This is a genomic window from Nocardia sp. NPDC047038 (assembly GCF_040644075.1).
GTDB classification, from domain to species: Bacteria; Actinomycetota; Actinomycetes; order Mycobacteriales; family Mycobacteriaceae; genus Nocardia; species Nocardia sichangensis.
In genome coordinates, this window is sequence record NZ_JBEYVQ010000002.1 from 542048 (window position 1) to 565573 (window position 23526).

General features: G+C 68.0%; 25 protein-coding genes. 12 read left to right on the plus strand and 13 right to left on the minus strand.

What is annotated here, in order from left to right:
* Positions 1 to 64 precede the first annotated feature (64 nt).
* On the plus strand, positions 65 to 295 hold the full coding sequence (locus ABZ824_RS10760; RefSeq protein WP_355071223.1) for a hypothetical protein: 231 nt from the start codon (positions 65 to 67) through the stop codon (positions 293 to 295).
* A gap of 11 nt (positions 296 to 306) precedes the next feature.
* Here ABZ824_RS10760 and ABZ824_RS10765 read toward each other — a convergent pair whose 3' ends face one another.
* The 6 genes from ABZ824_RS10765 to ABZ824_RS10790 form a co-directional block, all read right to left on the minus strand.
* Complete coding sequence (locus ABZ824_RS10765) at positions 307 to 711, minus strand: nitroreductase family deazaflavin-dependent oxidoreductase (protein ID WP_356963070.1); 405 nt, start codon at positions 709 to 711, stop codon at positions 307 to 309.
* A 99-nt stretch (positions 712 to 810) separates the two neighbouring features.
* A complete protein-coding gene (locus tag ABZ824_RS10770; protein WP_356963072.1) occupies positions 811 to 1650 on the minus strand; it encodes an alpha/beta hydrolase in 840 nt (279 codons plus the stop codon).
* A gap of 33 nt (positions 1651 to 1683) precedes the next feature.
* Positions 1684 to 1980 (minus strand): hypothetical protein, encoded by a 297-nt coding sequence (locus ABZ824_RS10775; protein WP_356963074.1) that lies wholly within the window; start codon positions 1978 to 1980, stop codon positions 1684 to 1686.
* A 98-nt stretch (positions 1981 to 2078) separates the two neighbouring features.
* Positions 2079 to 2804, minus strand: coding sequence for an amino acid ABC transporter ATP-binding protein (locus tag ABZ824_RS10780; RefSeq protein WP_356963076.1), 726 nt, complete (start codon positions 2802 to 2804; stop codon positions 2079 to 2081).
* Complete coding sequence (locus tag ABZ824_RS10785) at positions 2805 to 4601, minus strand: ABC transporter substrate-binding protein/permease (RefSeq protein ID WP_356963077.1); 1797 nt, start codon at positions 4599 to 4601, stop codon at positions 2805 to 2807.
* Between the two features lie 152 nt (positions 4602 to 4753).
* Positions 4754 to 5548: an LLM class F420-dependent oxidoreductase gene (locus tag ABZ824_RS10790; RefSeq protein WP_355071212.1), complete on the minus strand. Its 795-nt coding sequence runs from the start codon at positions 5546 to 5548 to the stop codon at positions 4754 to 4756.
* Positions 5549 to 5664: 116 nt separating this feature from the next.
* On the opposite strand from ABZ824_RS10790, the gene ABZ824_RS10795 reads away from it, so the two are divergent.
* The 3 genes from ABZ824_RS10795 to ugpC all read left to right on the plus strand — a co-directional run bounded on the left by ABZ824_RS10795 (position 5665) and on the right by ugpC (position 9241).
* Positions 5665 to 6954 carry a helix-turn-helix domain-containing protein gene (locus ABZ824_RS10795; RefSeq protein WP_356963079.1) on the plus strand — a complete coding sequence of 430 codons (1290 nt, stop codon included), beginning with the start codon at positions 5665 to 5667 and terminating at the stop codon, positions 6952 to 6954.
* Positions 6955 to 7080: 126 nt separating this feature from the next.
* On the plus strand, positions 7081 to 8067 hold the full coding sequence (locus ABZ824_RS10800) for a phosphotriesterase-related protein (protein WP_356963081.1): 987 nt from the start codon (positions 7081 to 7083) through the stop codon (positions 8065 to 8067).
* A gap of 91 nt (positions 8068 to 8158) precedes the next feature.
* A complete protein-coding gene (gene ugpC, locus ABZ824_RS10805) occupies positions 8159 to 9241 on the plus strand; it encodes a sn-glycerol-3-phosphate ABC transporter ATP-binding protein UgpC (RefSeq protein ID WP_355071208.1) in 1083 nt (360 codons plus the stop codon).
* A 141-nt stretch (positions 9242 to 9382) separates the two neighbouring features.
* On the opposite strand, the gene ABZ824_RS10810 is transcribed toward ugpC, so the two are convergent.
* Entirely contained in the window at positions 9383 to 9901 is a 519-nt protein-coding gene (locus ABZ824_RS10810; protein WP_355071206.1) for a helix-turn-helix domain-containing protein, read from the minus strand.
* 111 nt (positions 9902 to 10012) lie between these two features.
* Here ABZ824_RS10810 and ABZ824_RS10815 point away from each other — a divergent pair, with 111 nt between their 5' ends.
* Positions 10013 to 11185, plus strand: coding sequence for a thiolase family protein (locus ABZ824_RS10815; protein WP_356963084.1), 1173 nt, complete (start codon positions 10013 to 10015; stop codon positions 11183 to 11185).
* A gap of 113 nt (positions 11186 to 11298) precedes the next feature.
* Here the strand turns inward: ABZ824_RS10815 and ABZ824_RS10820 are convergent, their stop codons facing one another.
* Positions 11299 to 11637, minus strand: coding sequence for a hypothetical protein (locus ABZ824_RS10820; RefSeq protein WP_355071203.1), 339 nt, complete (start codon positions 11635 to 11637; stop codon positions 11299 to 11301).
* A 36-nt stretch (positions 11638 to 11673) separates the two neighbouring features.
* Entirely contained in the window at positions 11674 to 12063 is a 390-nt protein-coding gene (locus ABZ824_RS10825) for a hypothetical protein (protein ID WP_355071201.1), read from the minus strand.
* A 106-nt stretch (positions 12064 to 12169) separates the two neighbouring features.
* Between ABZ824_RS10825 and ABZ824_RS10830 the strand changes: the two genes are divergently transcribed.
* On the plus strand, positions 12170 to 13147 hold the full coding sequence (locus tag ABZ824_RS10830; RefSeq protein ID WP_356963086.1) for an o-succinylbenzoate synthase: 978 nt from the start codon (positions 12170 to 12172) through the stop codon (positions 13145 to 13147).
* Positions 13148 to 13288: 141 nt separating this feature from the next.
* On the opposite strand, the gene ABZ824_RS10835 is transcribed toward ABZ824_RS10830, so the two are convergent.
* Positions 13289 to 13801: a TIGR04338 family metallohydrolase gene (locus tag ABZ824_RS10835; protein WP_356963087.1), complete on the minus strand. Its 513-nt coding sequence runs from the start codon at positions 13799 to 13801 to the stop codon at positions 13289 to 13291.
* 103 nt (positions 13802 to 13904) lie between these two features.
* Positions 13905 to 14750 (minus strand): DUF2786 domain-containing protein, encoded by an 846-nt coding sequence (locus tag ABZ824_RS10840; protein ID WP_355071196.1) that lies wholly within the window; start codon positions 14748 to 14750, stop codon positions 13905 to 13907.
* Between the two features lie 122 nt (positions 14751 to 14872).
* Here ABZ824_RS10840 and ABZ824_RS10845 point away from each other — a divergent pair, with 122 nt between their 5' ends.
* The 6 genes from ABZ824_RS10845 to ABZ824_RS10870 all read left to right on the plus strand — a co-directional run bounded on the left by ABZ824_RS10845 (position 14873) and on the right by ABZ824_RS10870 (position 21806).
* Positions 14873 to 16174 carry an ABC transporter substrate-binding protein gene (locus ABZ824_RS10845; RefSeq protein ID WP_356963088.1) on the plus strand — a complete coding sequence of 434 codons (1302 nt, stop codon included), beginning with the start codon at positions 14873 to 14875 and terminating at the stop codon, positions 16172 to 16174.
* A 122-nt stretch (positions 16175 to 16296) separates the two neighbouring features.
* On the plus strand, positions 16297 to 17244 hold the full coding sequence (locus ABZ824_RS10850; protein WP_356963487.1) for a sugar ABC transporter permease: 948 nt from the start codon (positions 16297 to 16299) through the stop codon (positions 17242 to 17244).
* Positions 17244 to 18137, plus strand: coding sequence for a carbohydrate ABC transporter permease (locus tag ABZ824_RS10855; RefSeq protein WP_355071192.1), 894 nt, complete (start codon positions 17244 to 17246; stop codon positions 18135 to 18137). Before ABZ824_RS10850 ends, ABZ824_RS10855 begins: the two co-directional genes overlap by 1 nt.
* A gap of 235 nt (positions 18138 to 18372) precedes the next feature.
* Positions 18373 to 20661, plus strand: a complete 2289-nt coding sequence (locus ABZ824_RS10860; RefSeq protein WP_356963090.1) for a transglycosylase domain-containing protein — start codon at positions 18373 to 18375, stop codon at positions 20659 to 20661.
* A 251-nt stretch (positions 20662 to 20912) separates the two neighbouring features.
* Positions 20913 to 21371 carry an effector binding domain-containing protein gene (locus ABZ824_RS10865; RefSeq protein WP_356963092.1) on the plus strand — a complete coding sequence of 153 codons (459 nt, stop codon included), beginning with the start codon at positions 20913 to 20915 and terminating at the stop codon, positions 21369 to 21371.
* A 9-nt stretch (positions 21372 to 21380) separates the two neighbouring features.
* Complete coding sequence (locus tag ABZ824_RS10870) at positions 21381 to 21806, plus strand: GyrI-like domain-containing protein (protein ID WP_355071187.1); 426 nt, start codon at positions 21381 to 21383, stop codon at positions 21804 to 21806.
* A 69-nt stretch (positions 21807 to 21875) separates the two neighbouring features.
* On the opposite strand, the gene ABZ824_RS10875 is transcribed toward ABZ824_RS10870, so the two are convergent.
* A complete protein-coding gene (locus ABZ824_RS10875) occupies positions 21876 to 22976 on the minus strand; it encodes an inositol-3-phosphate synthase (protein WP_356963094.1) in 1101 nt (366 codons plus the stop codon).
* On the minus strand, positions 22969 to 23526 hold the full coding sequence (locus tag ABZ824_RS10880) for a PadR family transcriptional regulator (RefSeq protein WP_039803160.1): 558 nt from the start codon (positions 23524 to 23526) through the stop codon (positions 22969 to 22971). Before ABZ824_RS10880 ends, ABZ824_RS10875 begins: the two co-directional genes overlap by 8 nt.

The window sequence follows — 23526 nt, forward strand, 5'->3', positions numbered from 1 at the left end:
CGACCAGGAGAACCAGCAACACCAGTTGGATGACCGCCTCGACCGGCCTCTGAGGAGCCCACCAATGCGCTACTACGCCGTCTACGACAACGACGGAAACCTCGCCACCATCCTCGGGCAACCCGACGACGCGCCGCCGCTGCGCCCCGCCGCCTTCCACCGGGGCCAACGGCTCACGGAACTGGCTCTACCGGAAGGGGCCGTTGACCCCACCGACCCCGACAATCTGACCGCCCTGCTCGACCTGGTCGCCGACCGGCGAGTCGACGCGGCCGACACGCGCGCCCGCCGCTAGTCCGGTGCTCGTCACGCCCGCGTGAGGGCGACCACCGGGATGACCCGGGACGTCTGCATCTCGTGTTCGGCGAAGAACGGGTAGGCGTTCTTCAGCATCGCCCAGGTGCGGGCACGGTCGTCGCCGGTCAACGGGGCGGCCAGCGCCGGATAGCTCTCCTCGCCCACTTCGACGGTGACGCGCGGGTTCTCCCGCAGGTTCACGTACCAGTCGGGATGTTTCGGCGCACCGATGTTGGAAGCGACGACGAGCAGGCGGTCGCCGTCGTGGTGGAACATCAGCGGGGTGGTGTACGGGGCGCCGGTTCTGCGGCCGATCGTGGTCAGCAAGATCAGACGGTCGCGTTGCATGCCCTCGATCTCGCCGCCCGCTCGGAACTGGGCGATGGTTCGCCGATTGACTTCCTTGACGTCCACGGTTCACCTCCCTTGCTTGTCGGTGGACGAGACTCAGCTTTCCCTCCGTCCGCACACCGTGTGCGGGGAACGGCGGGATGAACAGCGCCGCCGAGGCATTCACCCGCGATGGGCGAGCAGGTGCTGGATCAGCAGGCGGGTCAGCGCCTCGGGCGCCTCTTCCGGAACCCAGTGCGAGACGTCCTCGAGCATCTCGAATCGGTACGGGCCGGAGACGTACTTTCCGGTCGCCAGCGCCGCGGTGGAGCCGAAGGTCGCGTCCTCGGTGCCCCATACGTACAAGGTGGGAACGCACACCGGGCCGGTCGGACCGGCGAGGTCCATGGCGCGATACCAGTTCAACGCGGCGGTGAGCGCGCCGGGCCGCGACAACCGGCGCACGTAATCCTCGACGCGTTCCTCCGGGATCTTCCACTCGAAGATCCGGCGCAGCGCGGCGGCGTCGTCGGCGAGCAGAGCCCGCTCCGCGGTGCGCGGCTGCCGAAGGGCGATCACATGGTGGGATCGCAACGCTTGATCCTCGTCCTCGGCTATCGCCTGCTGGAGCGCGGAAGGATGCGGATGCGACACCGCGCTGAACGTGCGGACGCGCTCCGGCAGCTCCGCCGCCACTGCCCATCCGACCCGCGCGCCGCAGCCGTGGCCGATCAGGTCGAAGCGCTCCCACCCCAGCGCGTCGGCTATCGCGACCACGTCGCCGACCAGTTCCTCGAGCCGATAGTCGGCGGCTCGCTCCGGCCGCACTCCCGGCGAGTACCCGCGCTGGTCGGGCGCGACGACGCGGCACCCGCCGCCGCCGAGCACGCGGAGCTGGAACTCCCACTCCCGTGCGCCTTGGGGGAACTCGTGCAGCAACAGCACTTCCCGTCCGCCGGGAGCGCCGGCGGCCAGTACGTCGAAGGTTCCCGCCCCGGTACGAATCTCGAGTTCTTCGATCACCCGCCCGACTCTAGAACCGGAGACCGACGCGAATCAGTGCTCGTCGAAGTGACCGTCGTGGGCGGCGTGACGATGGCCGTCGTGCAGGTAGTCGACGTGGTCGCCGTGCTGGACGGCCTCGTGGCCGCAGTTCGGACCGTGCCGGTGCGGGTGATCGCGGCACTCGCAGTGCTCGGACCGCTCGCATTCGTCGTAGTGACCCGCGTGTTCGCGATGCAGATGACCATCGTGGGCGTAGTCGATGTGATCGCCGTGCTGGAACGCCGTGTGCCCGCAGTCCGGGCCGTGCACATGGTCGTGGTCGGTGTGCTGGGCGTGTGCTGTGGTCATCGAATTTCCCTCTTTCCTCGCGCGGATAGCTGGAATCGTGATGACAAATACATTAGCAGATGCGCATCAATGAAAGTTGCCCCGAATGTGCTACCGACTCAGAGCACCTGGGCGAGGAACCTCTGCAAACGCGGGGTCTGCGCGTCGTCGAACAAAGCGTCGGGCGTGCCGGTCTCCACGACCTGCCCCTGATCCATGAACACCACGCTGTCGGACACCGTGCGGGCGAAGCCCATCTCGTGGGTGACCACGACCATCGACATGCCGCCGGAGGCGAGGTCGGTCATCAGACCGAGCACGCCCTTCACCAGCTCGGGATCCAGCGCCGAGGTGGCCTCGTCGAAGAACATGAGTTCCGGCTGCATCGCCAGCGCCCGTGCGATGGCCACGCGCTGCTGCTGCCCGCCGGACAGGTTCCCGGGACGGGAATCGGCCTTGTCGGCCAGACCGACGATCTCCAATTGCTCGACGGCCAGCGCCCGTGCTCGGTCCTTGGACAGGCCGCGCAGCTTGCGCGGGCCCAGCGCGACGTTCTCCGCGACGGTCTTGTGCGGGAACAGATTGAAATGCTGGAACACCATGCCGATACGCTGCCGCAGCCGGTCCGGATTCTCGGTGAGCACGGACTTGCCGTCCAGCAGCACGTCGCCCTGATCGGGCTCGTACAACCGGTTCAGCACCCGCAGCAGGGTCGACTTGCCCGACCCGGACGGCCCGATGACGGTGACGGTCTTGCCCGCGTCGACGTGGATGTCGATCCCGCGCAGCACGTGGTTGTGTCCGAGCGTCAGATGCAGTCCGGTACCGGTGAGGGAGGCACTCATCTATCCGCGCCCTTCCGTGATCGTGGCCGCCTCCACCTGGTCGATCGGCCGGTCGGGTCGGCCGGTCCGCATCCGGCGGTCGATGTAGTTCACCAGGTGGGTGAGCGGGATGGTGAGCAGCAGATAGGCCAGACCGGCGGCGACCAGCGGCGAGAGATTGCCGGTCTGCGCGTTGAGATCGCGGCCGACGGCGAACAGCTCGCGCTGGGTGGCGAGCAGGCCGAGGAAGTAGATCAGCGAGGAATCCTTGATGAGGGCGATGAACTGGTTCATCAGAGCCGGGAGCACCCGGCGCACGCCCTGCGGGATCACCACCAGCGTCATCGCCTGGCGGTAACCGAAACCGATGGCGCGCGCCGCCTCCAACTGCCCGGCCTCGACCGATTGGATGCCGGAGCGGAAGATCTCACCGATGTAGGCCGAGGCGAGCAACGCCAGCGCGACCGCACCGAGCCAGTACGGGTTGTTGCCGGTGAGGTTGCGCACCACCGGCCCGACGCCGAGACCGATCAGCAGGATGATCACCACGGCGGGCAAACCGCGGAAGATGTCGGTGTAAACCCGCGCGGGCCAGCGCAACCAGCGAGTCCGCGAAATACCGGCGACCGCGAGCAGCATGCCGATCACGGTGCCGAGCGCACCCGAGACCACCGCGAGGATCAAGGTATTGGGCAGGCCGGTCTTCAACAGATCGGGAAATGCCTTGCGGTACAGCGACCAGTCGAAGAACGTCTCCCGCAACTGTTGCACCGTGGATTTCGGCGCGTTCTGCTCCGTCTCGTCCTTCTTCTTGCCCGCCGCGAGCGCCGCGAAGTCCGGCAGCTGCGGCGCGGGCGCGGCCCGCGAGCCCGGCTTCCAGCCCGGCGGCAGCTCCCGTGGCACCCAGTCGGTGTAGAGCTTGGCGTAGGTGCCGTCCGCGATCACCGCGTCCAGGCCGCTGTTGAGCGCGTCGATCAGCGGCTGGTTGTTCTTGGCGACCGCGTAGCCGACGAAGTTGTCCAGGCTGAAGGTGTTCTGCGACACCGATGTTCCGTCGCCCGGCTTGATCGCGCCTTCCGCTTGGGCGGACGGGGCCACCCAGGCGTCCACCTGGCCGGACTTCAAGTTGGCGTAGGCGGTGTTGTAGTCGGGGAACTTCACCGGGTCCAGATGCAGCTGGTTCACGACGAACTCGTCCTGCACGGTGCCCTGCACCACCGCGATCCGTGTGCTCCGGTTCAGGTCGGCGAACCCCTTGATGGCGCTGCCGCTCGGCACCACCAGGGAGAAGTAGCCGAAGTCGTAGCCGTTGGTGAAGCCGACCAGCTGGCGGCGCGCGTCGGTGGTGGTGATGTTGGACGAGCCCACGTCGAAGCGACCGCCGGACACCTGGGCGAGCAGCCCGGCGAACTCGGTGCCGGAGAACTCCACCTGGAGGCCGAGCTTCGCGCCGATCGCCTTCAGCAGCTCGTTGTCGAAGCCGGTGAACGTGCCCTGCCGGTCGACGCAGATGCTCGGCGGCGCGTCCGAGAGCGTGCCGACGCTGAGCTTGCCGGGCGTGATCAAGCCGAGTTTCGAGACGTCGATCGAGGTCAGCGGCGCGGTGGTCGCGGTGGTGTAGCGGTCGCTGCCCGCGGCGGCCGACGAGGCCAGGTTGGTCGGCGCGGCGGAGGCGGCGGCCGGGCCGGGCGGTGCGCAGAGGTTGCGCTCGGTGCTCGTGTCGTCGGAGCCGGAACCGCACGCCGTCGCGCTGAGACCGACGGCAAGCAATATCACGGCGATCAACGCACGAGACCGAACAGCGGGCAGAACAGCCATGACGGACAACCCTAGCGGCGGAATTCTGCTAACTCACGGCTACCCCAGGGCCGGAATTGCCGGAATCCATGCCGCTGCGGCGGTCCAGAGTTTCGATCACGGTGATTCGAACTCCACACCGCCCTCGCGCAACAGTCGCCGGGCAATCCGGATCAGGCCAGCCCGCTCACCGGTTCCGGGTTGACTTCGTCGCGCCACCGCACGGCCTTCGCGACCTCGCTCAGGTCGTAATCCGGTCCGCTGGCCCCGATGGTGAAGGTGGTCACCCCCGCCTCGACGAAAGCGGGCGCCTTCTCCAGACCCGGCCACTGCACCGAGCGCTCGATGCGCGCTTGATCGGTGCCGACGGCGGCGCAGTGCTCGGCGAGCACCTTGTTCTTGTGCGCGAGCACGTCCAGGTCGGCGAAGGTGTGCCACATGTCGGCGTACTGCGCGACCAGCCGCAAGGTCTTCTTCTCGCCACCGCCGCCGATCAGGATCGGCAGGTCGCGAGTCGGGCGCGGATTGAGCTTCGGCAGCCGAGCGCTGATCCGGGCGAGGGTCTCCTTCAGCAACTCGAGCCTGCTGCCCGGGGTGCCGAATTCGTAGCCGTACTCGTCGTAGTCCTTCTCGAACCAGCCCGCGCCGATGCCGAGGATGAGCCGCCCGCCGCTGATGTGGTCGACGGTGCGCGCCATATCGGCCAGCAGATCCGGATTGCGGTAGCCGCCACCGGTGACCAGCGCGCCGATCTCCACCCGTTCGGTCTGTTCGGCGAACGCGCCCAGCATCGTCCAGCACTCGAAGTGCGCGCCGTCGGGATCGCCGGTGAGCGGGTAGAAGTGGTCCCAATTGAACACGATGTCGACGCCCGCGTCCTCGCACCGCAACACCGCGTCACGGATGAGCCGGTACTCCGGCGCGTGCTGCGGTTGTAGCTGAACTCCGATACGAACTGGACGACTCATGGCATTACTCCTCGTCGCTCGGGCCGCCCCCGCCCCGAGGCTACCGGCGCGGTGGGGTTCCCGCAGGTCGCCGCACGATGCTTCCGGCGCGTCCGGCAGGGGCTAGGTTGAGACCGATGCCGAGCCCGGCGAAGGGAGGTGTCGGAGTGGCCGACGGCGAGAACGAAGTGGTTCGCGCGGTCGTCTCGACGATGCTGCGCGGTCGCGATCAGCTGATCGCCGAGCTGTCGGCGGTGATGCGCGCGCAAGTCGCGGCGCTCGACCTCGATACCCGGCTGCGGGGCCTGTTCGAGGCGGGCACCACCGACAATCTGATGTCCGTCCTCGACTTCGTGCAGAACGACGCCGCCGAGCACGACGTGCACGCCCCGGCGCGGGCGCTGGTGTACGCGCGCACGCTCGCGCAGCGCGACGTCCCGCTGTCGGCGCTGATGCGGGCGTACCGGGTGGGACATGCCGGGTTCCTCGACATCGCGATGCGCCACGCGGCGGAACTGGGTGGCTCCGACAGCGCGGCGGCGATCATCCGGATCGTCCATCGCTCAGCGGTGTACATCGACCGGGTGTGCGAGCACGTCGGCATCGCCTACGAGCAGGAGCGCGACCGGTGGGTGGGCAGTCGCGGCGGCCTGCGTCAGGAATGGGTGGCGCGGGTGCTCGACGGCTCGGCCGACGACATCGGCCAGGCCGAGCAAGTGCTCGGCTATCCCTTGTCCGGCCGGCACGTCGCGGTGAACGCCTGGACCGAGCCGCAGCTGTCCGCACGGGCCGCGGTGGATGTCCTGGACGCCGTGCGCGCGGCGCTGGTTCCGCTGCTCGGCCACCCCCGCCGGGCGCTGCTGGTGCCGACCGACGAACGCGAAGTGCGGCTGTGGTTCTCGATCGCTCGGGACACGACCATCGATGCCGAGGCCATCGAGCGTGCCCTGTCGGCACTGGCGTTGCCGGTGCGTGTGGCGGTGGGTGGGCGCGGCTCCGGCGTCGCGGGATTCCGCCGCAGCCTGCGGCAAGCCGATCGGGTGCGCGAACTCGTGCTGCTGGCCGGTCCCGACGCGCCCCGCGCGGTGTCGCACGACCAGGTGGCGGCCGTCGCGCTGCTGGGCGGCGACATCGAGGAACTGCGCCAGTACGTGGCCGACTGCCTGGGTGAACTCGCGACCGGCAACCAGCGCAATCTCTGGCTGCGCGAAACCCTGCGCGTCTTCCTGGCCAACAACCGCAGCTACGCCGCGGCCGCGCAGGAGTTGGCCGTGCACCGCAACACCGTCCAGTACCGGGTGCGGCAGGCACTCGACCTGACCGGCCACGACTTCGACGATCACGATCGCACGCTGCACCTGCATCTGGCGTTGCAAGCCGCCCGCTGGTTCGGACCGGCGGTGCTGCAACCGTGCCCGGTGGCCTGAGCCGCGTCCTTCTGTGCGATGCGCACGAAAGTTGTACGAAGATTCAGCACCGGCGAATATGGCCCACCTCACATACCGGTTCGTACGATTCCTGCGAATGCGCAGCTCAGATGAGGAGAAATCGCTGTGTCGACGCTGGAAACCGTGCGCGGGCCGATCGATTCCGCCGAGCTCGGAGTGACACTTATGCACGAGCACGTCTTCGTGCTCACCGGGGACGTCCAGCAGAACTACCCGGCCGAATGGGGCTCCGAGGACGAACGCATCGCCGATGCCGTGCGACGGTTACGGGTCGCCTACGACGCCGGGGTGCGGACGATCGTCGATCCGACGGTGGTCGGGCTGGGCCGCTACATCCCACGGATCCAGCGGATCGCCGAGCAGGTGCCGCTGAATCTGGTGGTCGCCACCGGCATCTACACCTACGGGGATGTCCCGTTCTTCTTCCACTACCGCGGCCCTGCGTTGAACGAGATCGTCGGCGCGCAGGTCCCCGACCCGATGGTCGACATGTTCGTCGGCGACATCCGCGACGGCATCGCGGGCACCGGGGTCAAGGCGGGCATGCTCAAGTGCGCGATCGACAAGCAAGGGCTGACCGCGGGCGTCGAACGGGTCATGCGCGCGGTCGCCAGGGCCCATCTCGAGACCGGCGTGCCGATCACGGTGCACACCCATCCGGAGTCGCGCGCCGGGCTCGACGTGAAGCGCGTGATGTGCGACGAGGAAGGCGTCGACCCGGGTCGCATCGTGCTCGGGCACAGCGGCGACACCACCGACTGCGATCACCTCGCCGAACTCGCCGACGCCGGCTTCGTGCTCGGCATGGACCGCTTCGGCATCAACCTCGACACCACCTTCGAAGCCCGCGCCGACACCCTTATCGAGATGGTCCGCCGCGGCTACACCGACCGGATGGTGCTGTCCCAGGACGCGAGCTGCTACATCGACTGGATCGAGCCCGCCGCCATGGCCGCCCTGCCGCAGTGGCACTACACCCACCTGTTCGACGATGTGTTCCCCTACGTGCTCGAACGCGATGTCACGGAGGAGCAGATCGACACCATGCTGGTCGACGTCCCGCGCGCGTTCTTCGAGGCGCGCACCCGCTGACGTGGCTCGTCGCCGGCCCGCCCGATAGGATCGCCGCACCCTTACTCGGATCGTCCGGCACGTTCCTGCCGGGATGGGATGTGAATTCGTCATGGCCACTGTGACCTTCGACAACGCGACGCGGCTCTACCCCGGATCCGCCAAACCCGCGGTGGATCGGCTGAACCTGGAGATCGAGGACGGCGAATTCCTCGTCCTGGTCGGTCCCTCCGGCTGCGGGAAATCGACCTCGTTGCGCATGCTCGCCGGGCTGGAGGAGGTCAACGGCGGACGCATCCTGATCGGCGAGAACGACGTCACGCACGCCGAGCCGAAGGAACGCGATATCGCCATGGTGTTCCAGAACTACGCGCTCTATCCGCACATGACCGTCGCGGAGAACATGGGCTTCGCGCTGAAGCTGGCCAAGGTGGCCAAGGCGGAGAAGGAGAAGCGGGTCCTGGAGGCGGCCAAGCTGCTGGACCTGGAGCCCTTCCTGGATCGCAAGCCGAAGGCGCTGTCCGGCGGCCAGCGTCAGCGGGTGGCGATGGGCCGCGCGATCGTGCGGCAGCCGCAGGTGTTCCTGATGGACGAGCCGCTGTCCAACCTGGACGCCAAGCTGCGCGTGCAGACCCGCACCCAGATCGCGCAGTTGCAGCGCAGGCTCGGCACCACCACGGTGTACGTCACCCACGACCAGGTCGAGGCGATGACCATGGGCGATCGGGTCGCGGTGCTGAAGGACGGCCTGTTACAGCAGTGCGCCACTCCGCGCGACCTCTACCGCGATCCGGCCAACGTGTTCGTCGCGGGGTTCATGGGCTCGCCTGCCATGAACCTGTTCACGCTTCCGGTCACCGATAGCCGGGTGGAGCTGGGCGGGCACGCGATCGCGCTGCCGCGCACGGTCGCGGACGAGGCGGGGAACACCGTGACGGTCGGTATCCGCCCGGAGCATTTCGAACTGGGTAACGGCTCCGGCATCGAGATGGAAGTCGACGTGGTGGAGGAACTCGGTTCCGACGCCTACATCTACGGCCGCACCGTCGCCGAAGGCGGGACCGACGGCGCCGGGGAAACCATCGTCTCGCGCGCGGATTGGCGCAATCCGCCTGCCAAGGGCGCCCGGCTGCGGCTGGCCACCGCGCCGGAGCACGTCTACTTCTTCGACACCGAAGGACGCAGGCTCAACTGAGCACGCTGCCGGGTGGGCCGCACGGCTTCGGCTCTCGGCTCGATCCAGCGCGAGGCGGTCACCGCCGGCGGCTCGGCAGCTCAGGTGTGGTCGCGGCATCGCAGGTTGACGGCCCGCTCGGCACAGCGCCGCGAGCAGGCATCAGTCTGTCGCGTCCACTCGACGGCGCTCGCGCCGCTGCTGGGCGTACTCCTCGTTGAGCCGTACGCCCAGTTCCTCGAGTTCGATCTCGCGGCCGGACTCGCTGCGCACCTGCACCCGCACCGGGGCGCCGGTCGACTCCTCGACCAAGAGCAGTGGGGCAGGCCCCGGCTGCAAGTAGGCGTCGCCCCACTGCATGAGCGCCAGCACGGCGGGCAGTAGATCTCGTCCCATCCGGGTGAGCACGTATTCGTGCCTGGTGCGCTTGCCTTCCTCTTGGTAGGGCCGTTTCGCCAGCAAGCCCGCCTCGGTGAGCTTGCGCAACTGGGCCGCGGCCGCCGCGTCGGTGATGCCGACCCGGCTGGCGAACCCGTCGAACCGCCGGGTCCCGTAGTACGCCTCGCGCAGGATGAGCACCGCCGAGCGCGTACCGACGATGTCCATCGCCTTGGCGATCGAGCATTCCTCGGCCTTCCACGCGCTGAGATCGGCCAACGGTCCTTCCATCACTGCTGCCATGACGAACATCATACCGGAGCTGACTTGTGTCAACTATTGCCAGGTGTAACCTGACTATGTGTTGATAGAGCCAGGCATGGCGGCCCGGCTCTCGGTCCGGAAGGAAGCACCATGAGAGACGCGGTGATCGTCGAAGCGGTACGCACGCCGATCGGCAAAGGCAAGCCGAACGGAGCACTGCACGACGTCAATGCGGTTGATCTGCTGGCCCACAGCCTGCGCGAAGTGGTGAACCGCAGCGGCATCGATCCCGCCCTCATCGATGACGTGATCGGCGGCGTCGTCACCCAGTTCGGCGAGCAGGGGGCGAATATGACACGGCGGGCCGCATTGGCCGCCGGATATCCCGAATCGGTCCCGGCCACCACCGTCGACCGGCAGTGCGGCAGCAGCCAGCAGGCGATCCACTTCGCCGCGCAAGGCGTGATCGCGGGCGCCTACGACATCGTGGTCGCCGCGGGCGTGGAGTCGATGGGCCGGATTCCCATGGGCGCCAATCTGGTCGGATCGGACGACATCTCCGGCGTCGGCTTCGCCGAGCGCTACCCGGAAGGCCTGGTGTCGCAGGGCATCAGCGCGGAGCTGATCGCGGCGAAATGGGGACTCACCCGCACCCAGCTGGACGAGTTCGCGCTCGCCAGCCACGAGAAGGCCGCGCTCGCCACCAAGAACGGCCTGTTCGCGCGGGAACTAGCGCCGATCAACGGACTCGCCACCGATGAGGGCATCCGGGTCGGTAGCACGCTGGAGACGCTGGGCGCACTCCGTCCCGCCTACTACGACCCGGCCATGGCCGCCCGCTTCCCGCAGATCGGCTGGGCGATCACGGCCGCGAGCGCGAGCCAGGTCAGCGACGGCAGCGCGGCGGTGCTCATCATGACCGGCGAGCGCGCGAAGGAACTCGGGCTGAAGCCGCTCGCCCGGCTGCACAGCTTCGCGGTGGCCGGCGACGACCCGCTGCTGATGCTCACCGCGGTGATCCCGGCGACCAGAAAGGTCTTGCAGCGGGCCGGTTTGCAGCTGTCGGACATCGACCTGATCGAGATCAACGAAGCGTTCTCGCCGGTGGTCCTGGCCTGGGCGCACGACACCGGTGCGGACCTGGCGAAGGTCAACGTCAACGGCGGCGCGATCGCGATCGGGCACCCGCTCGGCGCGTCCGGCGCACGCCTGATGACCACGCTGGTCCACGCCATGCAGGACCGCGGCGCCCGCTACGGCCTGCAAACCATGTGCGAGGCAGGTGGTCTGGCGAACGCCACCATCGTGGAGCGGCTGGGCTGACCCGCTTCTGTCCCATCCGAGTCCATGGGCGGATCTGTGGGCAGTTTTCGACCGGCACCCTCCGCTCGAAAACTGCCCACACCTGGGCAGATCGAACTCGGAGCAGCGGCAGATCAATAGGAGACCAGCACGACCGCGATCAGGAAGCCGACCAGCCAGGATTCGAGGATCAGCGGCACCGCGATCAGCGGAGTCCAAGCGATCGGCCTCCGGTCGCGCACCTTCTCCAGGGCCGAGACGACCGCTGCGAGCACCGACGCCACGATGCCCGCCCAGGCGATGACCTGCGCCCACGGCAGGTACCCGACGCCTCGGCCCTCGTGTCCGTCGCGCAGGAGCACTTCGTAGAGCGGGACGAAAGCGGCCATCACCCAGCCGAATCCGAGGACGATCACCGACCCCAGCGCCACGCGCAAGGCATCGGCCGTTCGTCGCCGGATGTGCCACGCCATTGCTTCAGCATGACCGGTCAACGGCCGCAGGGCATCTCAAGCGCCTGTGTAGACCTGGGAAGCCAGCGCGACGCCGCCGGCGAACGACAGGACGATGAGCGCCATCGCCAGCACCGGCCAGTACCACATGTACCAACGCTTGATCGCGGCGAGAACAAGGATCGCGGTAACCCCGACGATCGCGGTCGCCGTCCCGCCCCACGACACCGCGAACGCCCAGCCGAGGTATTCGGTGCGGCAGTTGTCCTGACCGCACGGATCTGAGGCGAAGGCGAAGAAGACGGTGAAATAGGCGGCGGCCGCACCCAGAACTACGGCGACGGAGTACAGCACGACGGCGAGTACGACGTCCCAGGTCCGCACCGGCCGCTGCCCTACGGGCGGCGTGCCGTACGGCCAAGGCTGCGGGGTACCGGTGTGGATCATGACGCCAACGATCCCGTCTCGCGCGCCGGGCCGACTCGGGGAAACTACTCGAGTCCGCATGCGCAATCCCGCGATCGGCCGCCGCAGCCGCATAAGCTGGTCGGCGATGAGCGACTCCGCAGCGCAGAACGTCGTCTACGCCATTCCGATGCGCACCCGCTTCCGTGGCATCACGGTGCGCGAGGGCATGCTGATCCACGGGCCGCTCGGCTGGGGCGAATTCTGTCCGTTTCCCGAATACGACGACCGGGAGGCCGCCGCGTGGCTGGCCACCGCCGTGGAGCAGGTGACCACCGGCTGGCCCGAACCGGTGCGGGATCGCATTCCGATCAATTGCACCGTGCCCGCCGTCGACCCGCGGCAGGCGCACGCGATCGTGGCCCGATCCGGCTGCCGCACCGCCAAGGTGAAAGTCGCCGACCACCCGGAATCGCTCGCCGAGGATCTGGCCAGGGTGGAAGCGGTCCGCGACGCGCTCGGCCCCAACGGCGCGATCCGAGTCGACGCCAACGCGGTCTGGGATGTCGACACCGCGGTGCGCCACATCGAGCTGATCGACAAGGCCGCGGGCGGGCTGGAGTACGTGGAACAGCCGTGCCGCACCATCGAGGAACTCGCCGCGGTGCGCCGCCGCGTGGACGTGCGCATCGCCGCCGACGAATCCATCCGCCGCGCCGAGGACCCGATGCGGGTCGCGGTCGCCGGGGCCGCCGACATCGCCGTCCTCAAATGCACGCCGCTCGGCGGAGTCCGCCGCGCCTTGCAGGTGGCCGAGGCAGCCGGGCTGCCCTGCGTGGTCTCCTCCGCATTGGAGACCAGCGTCGGCCTCGCCGCCCAGCTGGCGCTGGCCGGGGCGCTGCCCGAACTCGACTTCGCCTGCGGCCTGGGCACGCTGAGCCTGCTCACCGGGGACGTGACGCGCGGCTCCCTCCGTGCGGTCGACGGCTACCTGCCGGTCCTGCGCACCCCACCCGAGCCGGAACCGGAACTGCTGGAAAGCCATCGGCAGCGGGATGCCGATCGCACCGCGTGGTGGCAGGATCGATTCGCGCGGGTCGCTGCCCTGGTCTCGCCCGCGCAATAGCGTGAGAACCGTTGCGTTCGACGCCGTCTGTCCGACGGTGGCTCCGATCGCGCACCGCGGCGGACACCATCGCCGCACGCAGAGCGCGACGGCACCCAGCCGACGGCACTTCGCTCGCTGTTCGCACGGTGAGCGGCGGGCTCACCCGATCCGCACGCCGCAGCCCAGCATGGTGGTACGCAGCAGCAGCGCCGCTTCCGGGCCCACGACGCCGTCGACCAGTTCCACATAGCGGTCGCAGAATTCCGGGCCGTGCGCGGCCACCGACCCGTGGTCGGATTCCAGGTGATGCGCCAGTTCGTGCAGGATCACCAGTTCCCGCAGCGCCCACGCGGTGCCGCCGGTGTGCAGCGGAACCGCCAGAACGTTCCCGGCCGCCTCGTAGTGCGCGGCCGTTGTTCCGGCGCGAGAACGCACGCGCACCGCTACGGCGGCCCGCTCCCAGCGCGCCCGTACCCAATTGAGCGCCAGCACCTTGTCCGTATAACTCTGTACGGATTCCACCGAGGCGAAGCGGCGCTCGATCGGCAACGTGAGCTGCGAACCATAGAGTTCGACGGTGCGCACACCGTGCTCGTCCGCGCGATCGAACACCCCGCGTACCAACTGCTCGGCGTCGTAGACCTTGGCACGCTGGCCGTCGCGCACGGTCATCGCCGCGCCGCCGATCCCACGGGCGGCATCGGCCTGTCGCCGAGTCGCGCCGACCGGACCCCGGCAGCCGCTCGCCCGGTTCGGCCCGTGACGTTCACGCCGGTCAACCGCCCTCGGAAGAGTTCAACTTCTTACGCGCGGCGGGCAGTTCGGGCGAATTACCGATCCGTGCGGCCCGCCCCGCCCGGTCCCCCGCCGCCCGCGCCGCCGCCGAATGTCCCGCCGACTCCTGCGGCCCGCGCCAGGTGCCGCGCGCCTCCGACGTCTTCGCGTAGAAGTCTGTGAGCTCGATCTCCTTGTTCCGCAGGGCCAGCGCCGTCCCGGACACCTCGGCGTCGCGTGGCAACACTTCGGCTTCCACCTCGGCCTTGACCTCCGACAGCCGCCGCCCGATCCGCGCGGCGAACGCCATCTGGAAATTCAGCCGCGCCGTCACACCGGCGACCGGCGCCTGCACCCGGCGCCGCACCTGGCGACCCCACCGCTTCTCCACCACGATCTTCTCGACGGTGGCCGATCGGTAGGCCCCCGACTTGATGTACTGGTCGGACGCGCGCACCATCTGCACGAGCAGGCTGGCGTAGAGCGCCTCGCAGGTGTCGATGTCGGAGTCGAACCCGTAGGCGTAGACCTGCGTCGAAGTCCGGGCGACGTCACAGCGCACGTCGTTCGCGGCCGCGATCGCGACGAACAGCTGGACATAGGTGCGCAACCCGCGTTTGCCGGGCTCGCCGATCGGAATGATCCGCTGCACCGGTGTGGGCCTGCGCTCGCGTCCCGCGATGTGCGCACGCGCCACGGCGAGGTCGATGGACGACTTAGTGGCCAGCCGCTGAGCAGCGGCGAGAAACGCCTCGGCCTCGTGTTCGTTGTCCGTGCACTCGGCCTTGCGCAGCAGCCCACCGATGCGCGTGAGCATCCGATCGGGAACCGCGTTCGGCGAAGACATCGCGCCCCAGCCTAGTGGGCGAGTTCCAGCCACTGTCCCGCACGCCGGATCGGCACCATGTATCTTGCCTTGTGCACCGGCAGGGTGTGCTGCCGCTCACGAACGATCCTGGAGTGTTTGCGATGGCTGTGAAGAAGGTGACGTCCCTACGTTCGTCGCTCGTACCGCGGGCCGCGGTGGCCCTCGCGTCGGTCGGGCTGCTGACCGCGACGTTCACCAGCGCCTGCTCCAGCGACAGCAGCGGGAGCCCGATCAGCCAGAATCTCACCGGTCGCGGCCCGATCACCTACGTCGAGGGCAAGGACACCACCGAGACCGGCGCGGTGAAGCAGCTGATCGAGCGCTGGAACGCCGCGCACCCGGACGAGCAGGTGACGTTCAAGGAGCAGTCGAACGACGCCTCGCAGCAGTACGACGACCTGGTCGAGCACATGCGTTCCAAGCAGTCCAACTACGACGTGGTCGCCTTGGACGTGCCGTGGACCGCCGAGTTCGCCGCCAAGGGCTGGATCCAGCCGCTGAAGGATTCCTTCGCCATCGACACCAGCGCGCTGCTGTCCCCGCCGGTCGCCAGCGCCACCTACAACAACACGTTGTACGCCGCGCCGCGCAACACCAACGGCGGCCTGCTGTTCTACCGCAAGGATTTGGTGCCGAACCCGCCCAAGACCTGGAACGAGCTGCTGGCCCAGTGCCCCATCGCGCGCCAGCAGAACATCGGTTGCTACGCGGGTCAGTTCGCGCCCTACGAGGGTCTGACCGTGAACGCGGCCGAGGTGATCAACGCCTACGGCGGCAGCTTCGTCGGCGCCGACGGCAAGACCCCCACGGTGAACAGCCCGCAGTCCCGCGCCGGACTGAAGGTCCTGGTCGACGCCTACAACAACGGCGACATTCCCAAAGAGGCCATCACCTTCAAGGAGCCCGAGTCCAGCAACGCCTTCGCGACGGGCAAGCTGATGTTCCTGCGCTCGTGGCCGTCCACCTTCGGTGACGTCGGCGGCGAGGCCTCCGCCGTGAAGGACAAGTTCGCGGTCGCCCCCCTGCCGGGGGAGAACGGCGTCGGCGCCTCCACCCTCGGCGGCTACAACGCGGCGATCAGCGCTTACTCCAAGAACAAGGCCACCGCGCTGGACTTCCTGCGCTTCCTCATCAGCGAGGACGCGCAGCACATCGTCGCCGCGGGCGCGCTGCCCTCGGTGCGCGCGTCCATGTACGACGACCCGGCGCTGATCGCGAAGATGCCGTACCTGCCCGCGCTCAAGGACTCCATCGCCAGCGCCGTGCCGCGCCCGGTGACGCCGTTCTACCCCGCCGTGAGCAAGGCCATCCAGGACAACGCCTATGCTGCGTTGAACGGAACCAAGTCCGTCGACGACGCGATCACCGGTATGCAAAAGGGCATCGAAACCGCTGGATCGTGAGCGGTTGAACGCAACGGACCCGACGAACCCGCAGGAGAGAAACGGTGTCGGATCCTTCGGGAACGGCGACTAGCGTGCCGAAAGACGAATTCGTTCCGGCCAGGCGCGGCTTCGCCGCCAGGCTGGCCTCGGAGCTGCGTCGCTCCGGGAAAGCCTGGCTGTTCGTCACCCCCGTCCTGATCGCGCTCGCGGTCGTCATCGGTTATCCCGTGTTCCGGGCGCTGTGGATGTCCTTCCAGAAGGACTCGGGACTCGACCCGGCGACCGGCATGTTCGTCGAAGGCGGCAACGCCGGGTTCGACAACTACACGCACTGGCTGCTGCAACAGTGCCAGATCGCGACTGGCGAGACGGTTCCGTGCCCGACCGGCAATCTCGGCTCGCAATTCTGGCTGGCCATCGGGGTCACGCTGTTCTTCACGGTCGTCACCGTCGCGCTGGAGGCCACGCTCGGCCTCGGCATGGCCATGGTGATGGGTAAGACCTTCCGTGGCCGGGCGCTGCTGCGCGCGGCCGTGCTGATCCCGTGGGCGATCCCGACCGCCGTCACCGCGCGGTTGTGGGAATTCATGTTCCAGTACGACGGCGTGGTGAACCGCGTGCTCGGCACGCACATCCTGTGGACTTCGGACCCGTGGCCCGCCCGGATCGCGGTGATCGCGGCCGACGTCTGGAAGACCACGCCGTTCATGGCGCTGCTGCTGCTGGCAGGCCTGCAAGTCATCCCGGCCGACGTGTACGAGGCGGCTCGCGTCGACGGCGCGTCGGCCTGGCAGCGGTTCACCCAGATCACGCTGCCGCTGCTGAAGCCGGCCCTGCTGGTCGCGGTGCTGTTCCGGACCATGGACGCGCTGCGGATGTACGACCTGCCCGCGATCATGACGCTGGGCAACCCCGCCACCCGCACGGTGTCCATCCTGGTGGTCGATCAGGTCCGGCAAGGCCCCAACAGCGCGGCCGCGTTGTCCACGATCACCTTCCTTTTGATCTTCGCCGTGGCGTTCGTGCTGGTGAAGATCCTGGGCGCCAACGCGGTTCGTACCCAGGAAGAACAGCGGGAGGCGCACTGATGTCCGTGCAGACAGCGGAGCAGGCCGTGACGAGCGAATCCGCCGCGGCGCCGGTGCCGTGGACCAAACGCATCGGCTCGGTACGGCTGTACCTGGGCGCGCTGATCGTGCTGGTGTGGGGGCTCGCGCCGTTCTACTGGATGGCGGTCACCGCGTTCCGCGATCCCGACTACACCTTCGACAACACTCCGTGGCCGACCCACGTGACGCTGGAGAACTTCCGCAACGCGTTCGACACCAGCCGCGGCAACGACTTCGGCAAGGCGCTGGTCAACAGCCTCGTCATCGGCTCCATCACGACGGTGATCGCGCTGGGGATCGGCGTGCTGGCCGCGTACGCGCTGGCCCGGCTCACCTTCCACGGCAAGTACGTGGTGTCCGGACTGATTCTCAGCGCCTCGATGTTCCCGGTGGTCGTCCTGGTGACCCCGCTGTTCCAGCTCTTCACCAACCTCGGCTGGATCGGCGAATACCAGGCGATGATCATTCCGAACATCTCGTTCGTGCTGCCGATGACGGTCTACATCCTCGCGTCCTTCTTCGCCGAACTGCCGTGGGAACTCGAAGAAGCCGCGCGGATCGACGGCGCCACCAAACTGCAGGCCTTCCGCTTGGTGATGCTGCCCCTGGCCGCTCCCGCCGTGTTCACCACCGCGATCCTCGCGTTCATCGCGGCGGTCAACGAATACCTGCTCGCCCGTTTGCTTTCCAGCGACAAGACCGAGCCGGTCACCGTCGCCATCGCCCGCTTCTCCGGCAACAACCCGCTGGTGCAGCCGTACGCGGCGATCATGGCGGCAGGCACGATCGTCACCATCCCGCTGGTCGTCATGGTCCTGATCTTCCAGCGCCGGATCATCTCCGGCCTCACCGCGGGCGGCGTGAAGAGCTGAGTCTTTTGCCGCTTCGCTCGAAACCCGTGGTTGAGCTGGTGTGGTGGCGTCGGCGGGATCGCTAGGGACAGATAGGTTCGCCGCTTCGCGCAGCACGCTTATGGTCTGCGTGCACCGCTGTGTCAACGGCCCGAGAAGTGGAAACCCGGTTGTGAACGTACGCGGTAAACTCGGCCTTTCGATGCTCTTTTCCGTCCGTTCGTGCAGGTGAGTTCGTCCGACGCTCCGGGAGGAGATGATCGTGAGCTCGTTCCGCAAACCGCGTGAACGCAGGCGTGGCGCCAAGGGGGGTCCTCCGACCGCACCGTATGCCTCGATCGCGGGCTGGACGCAGCGGCCGGATACGGCGAACCGGAACGCGCGGGAGCGGCGCGAGCGCGCGGCGGCTCGCCGGAAATCGCGACCGACCGCGCCACGCCCCGCGGAGCCGGATCGTCCGCCGCGCAGCCGGGCCGAACGCCTCCGTCGCCTGCTGCTGGCCTTGTTCATCATCTTCGGCGTGGTGCCCGCGTTGCTGTCGGTCCTGGCGTACTGGAGCGCCGAGATCCCGGATCCGAATGCGGTGCAGACGAATCAGATCGCGACCGTCTTCGCCGCCGACGGCAGCACCGTGCTCGCGAAAATCGTCCCGCCGGACGGGAATCGGACGCCGGTCCCGTTGTCCGATGTGCCGCGCCCGGTGCGCGACGCGGTGCTGTCGGCGGAGGACCGCAATTTCTACACCAATCCCGGTTATTCGACTTCCGGCTTCCTGCGCGCCGCGCGAGACAATCTGCTCGGCAAGGACAACGCGGGCGGCGGCTCCACCATCACCCAGCAGTACGTGAAGAACGCCTTTCTCGGCTCCGAGCGCACGGTCACCCGCAAGATGCGTGAGCTGATCATCGCGGCGAAGATGGCACGGCAGTGGAGCAAAGACGACATCCTCGCCGCCTACCTCAACACCATCTACTACGGCCGCGGGTCGTACGGCATCGGCGCGGCGGCCAAGGTCTACTTCGACAAGCAGGTCGACCAGCTGACCCTCGCGGAGGGCGCGGTGCTCGCGGCGCTGATCCGCACGCCCTCGATCCTGGACCCGGAAACCCACCTCGCGGACCTGAAGGCGCGCTGGCGGTACGTGATCGACGGAATGGTCGAGATGGGCGCGCTCGCGCCGGGCGATCGGGACGCGACCACCTTTCCGCCGATCATCCCGCTCAGCCAGATCCCGGACGAGAACGTGGCTCGCGGCCCCGAGGGCCTGATCCGCAACCAGGTCGTGCGCGAGCTGCGCGACTCCGGTATCAGCGAGCGCGACTTGAACAAGGGCGCGCTGCAGATCACCACCACCATCGACGCCAGAGCGCAGCACGCGGTACTGGGCGCGGTGCGCGACCGGCTCGGTGCGCAGCCACCGGAACTGCGCGCCGCAGTGGTGTCGATCGATCCGCGTTCCGGCGCGGTACGCGCGTACTTCGGCGGCTACGACGGCATCGGCTTCGACTTCGCCCAGGCGCCGTTGCAGACCGGCTCGGCGTTCAAGGTCTTCGCGGCGATCGCCGCGCAACAGCAGAGCATTCCGCTCTCCCGCGTGCTGGACAGCTCCCCCGTGACCGACCGCGGTACCCGGATCACCAACGTGGACGGCGAATCGTGCGGCAAGTGCACTATGGCCGAGGCGCTCAAACGCTCGCTGAACACCAGCTTCTACCGGCTGACCATGACGATGTTCGACGGTCCTCAGTCCATCGCGGACGCGGCGCACGCGTCGGGGATTCCGGAGGAGCTGCCCGGCGTCGCGGGCAAGACCCTTACCGAGGACGGCGGGAAACCGCTGAACGGAATCGTCCTCGGGCAGTATTCGGTCCGGCCGATCGATATGGCCTCGGCGTATGCCACGATCGGCGCGTCGGGCGTCTACCACCGGCCGTACTTCGTGCAGCGAGTGGTGACCGGTGACGGGCGGGTGCTGCTGGATCGCGGCGAGCAAAAGGTCGGCGACCAGCCGCCCGCGGGTCAACAGCGCATCTCCAAGACGATCGCGGAGAACACCGTCGAGGCGATGCTCCCGATCGCGGCCTACTCCAACGGGCACGCGCTGAAGAACAACCGCCCATCGGCCGCCAAGACGGGTACCACGCAGTTCGGCGCGAGCGAGTCGAACAAGGACGCGTGGATGATCGGCTTCACCCCGTCGCTGTCCACGGCGGTGTGGGTCGGAACCGATCAGCCACAACCGATCCGCACCGCACGCGGAGCCGACATCTACGGCTCCGGCCTGCCCGCCGACATCTGGAAACAGGTCATGGACGACGCGCTCGACGGCGCTCCGATCGAACAGTTCCCTGGTGCGCAGGCTCCGGGCGCGCAAGCCCCGGCCCGGCCGAATCCGAGCAAGCCGCCCTCCGGCGGTCCCTACGACATCCTGAACCCACCGCAGCCGTCATCGCAGCGCGAGCCCGTCGTCATCATCCCGCCCAGCCCGCAACCGCCCAGCGAGGTCGAGATTTTCCCCGGACTGAGCATTCCGGTTCCTGGATAGCGATGATGCTGTGACCTTCCGTGGCCCGGCGGAACGCATGACATGGCAGCATCGTTTGCCAGAGTGAGAGCGAACAGCGAGTGCGTCGGAACGGGCCGACGCCGAAACCGCGAAAACAATGCGGAAGGATATGCGCCCGAGCGACGACAGCGCGGCGCGAGCGACGGGCCCGGAGGCGGTAGCCTGCGTCACCACGGAGGGCACCGGGACCGACGCCAATTGAGGACAGACGAGACATAGGGGCTACGCCGGTGGATTTCAATGTCGTTGACCAACCCGAGACGCTGGTGGCGGGAACAGTGCTTCGCAGCCCCGCGCTCGCGGTCGAGGGGCCGCGCCGCGCGAAAGTCGAAGAGGCGTGGAAGCGCAACCTGGCCCGCAAGCTGCCCGGACCGCCGACCACCGCGTACGTCGACCACGCGCCGGAGATCAATTCGTACCTGACCCATATCGTCGGCTACCGCTGTCACAGCTTGGCCGACCTGCAGCCCGGAGACGTGCTCGCCCGGGTGCCCGCCGGGCGCTTCGCCCGGTTCGTCGCCAGTGGAGACAATCTCGGCGACACCATCGTGAGCATCTGGCGAGCAGTGTGGGACGCGGAGGCCGCGGGGCGGCTCATTCGCGCTTATACCGGCGACTGGGAACACTATCCGGACGCACGGACGGTGGAAGTTTTCGTGGCAGTGGCAGACGATCAGGGCAACGGGTAGGAACAGACAGTGGACTTCGAGATCGTCACATTGCCGCAGAGCATGGTCGCGGGCCTGACCGTGCCGCTGGCCGGCCGGGAGGTGACCGCGCGTGACCTCGACCTGGTGAACTTCACCTGGGATCGCTATCTGGCGCGGGAGAAGAACGTGCCGCGGGTGGCGGCCTACATCGGTCAGAACGACCACGCCGTCGCCGTACTCGGCTACGAGATCGGCGCGATGGACGAGCTGGACTCCGGCGATGTGCTCACCATCATCCCGCAGGGCCGCTACGCCAAGTTCGTCGTCTCCGACAAGCCCTACGACCTGCTGCGCACCGCCTGGGCACAGGTGGCGAAGGCGGAGAACGCGGGAACCATCACCCGCTCCCACACCGCCGAGGTGGAGCGCTACACCGGCCCGGCGTCGGTGGAGGTCTACGTCTCGCTGGACTAGCGCGGACGCCGCACAACGCAGCCGGCCGGAGGCTTCTGCCTCCGGCCGGCTCGCGTCGGTGTCACCGAATCACTCGGCGCCGATGATGAAGGCTTCCAGCTGGGCGCGCGCGATGTCGTCGGCGAGCTGCTGCGGCGGGGACTTCATCAGGTAGGCCGAGGCGGGGATGACCGGTCCGCCGATGCCGCGGTCCTTGGCGATCTTCGCCGCGCGCACGGCGTCGATGATGATGCCCGCGGAGTTCGGCGAGTCCCACACCTCGAGCTTGTACTCCAGGTTCAGCGGCACGTCACCGAAGGCGCGGCCTTCCAGGCGGACGTAGGCCCACTTGCGGTCGTCGAGCCAGCCCACGTGGTCGGACGGGCCGATGTGCACGTCGTTGGCGCCGAGTTCCTTCTTGAGGTTGCTGGTGACGGCTTGGGTCTTGGAGATCTTCTTCGACTCCAGGCGCTCGCGCTCGAGCATGTTCTTGAAGTCCATGTTGCCGCCGACGTTCAGCTGCATGGTGCGGTCGAGCTGCACACCGCGATCCTCGAACAGCTTGGCCATCACGCGGTGGGTGATGGTCGCGCCGACCTGGCTCTTGATGTCGTCACCGACGATGGGGACACCGGCTTCGGTGAACTTCGCCGCCCAGACCGGGTCGGAGGCGATGAACACCGGCAACGCGTTGACGAACGCGACACCCGCGTCGATCGCGCACTGCGCGTAGAACTTGTCGGCCTCCTCCGAGCCCACCGGCAGGTAGGACACCAGCACGTCGACGTTGTTTTCCTTCAGCACCCGCACCACGTCGACCGGCTCGGCCTCGGACAGCTCGATGGTCTGCGCGTAGTACTTGCCGATGCCGTCGAGGGTCGGCCCGCGCTGCACGACGACGTCGCTCGGCGGCACGTCGGAGATCTTGATCGTGTTGTTCTCGCTGGCGAAGATCGCCTCGGCCAGGTCGAAGCCGACCTTCTTGGCGTCCACGTCGAACGCGGCGACGAATTTGACGTCGCGGACGTGGTACGGCCCGAAACGCACGTGCATCAGGCCGGGGACGGTCGCGGATTCGTCCGCGTCCTTGTAGTACTGCACGCCCTGGACCAGCGAGGAGGCGCAGTTGCCCACACCCACGATGGCGACGCGAACCTCTGTGGCGTTGTCAGCCTTCTTGACGTCACTCATGGCCGATATTTCCCTCTTTCTGTGGTGCCGCCTTCGTCGATTGCTCCGCCGCAATCAACTCGTTGAGCCAGCGCACTTCGCGCTCGCTTGATTCGAGTCCGAGTTGATGGAGCTGCCGGGTGTAGCGATCCAGCGACCCGCTGGCCTTCTTGATCGCCTCCCGGAGCCCCTCTCGGCGCTCCTCGACCTGACGCCGCCTGCCCTCCAGGATCCGCATCCGCGCTTCCGCGGGAGTGCGGCTGAAGAAAGCCAGATGAACGCCGAAGCCGTCGTCGGTGTAGTTCTGCGGCCCGGTGTCGGCGAGCAACTCGCTGAACCGTTCCCGCCCGGCCGGGGTCAGTTGATAGACCCGTCGCGCGCGGCGTGTCGTCGCGCCCGCTGGGATCTCCTCGGCGATCAACCCGTCCGCCTGCATGCGGCGCAGTGTCGGGTAGAGCGATCCGTAGGAGAAGGCACGGAAGGCCCCGAGCAGGCCCGTCAACCGCTTGCGCAGCTCGTACCCGTGCATGGGCGCTTCCAGGAGCAGCCCGAGGATTGCCAGTTCGAGCAC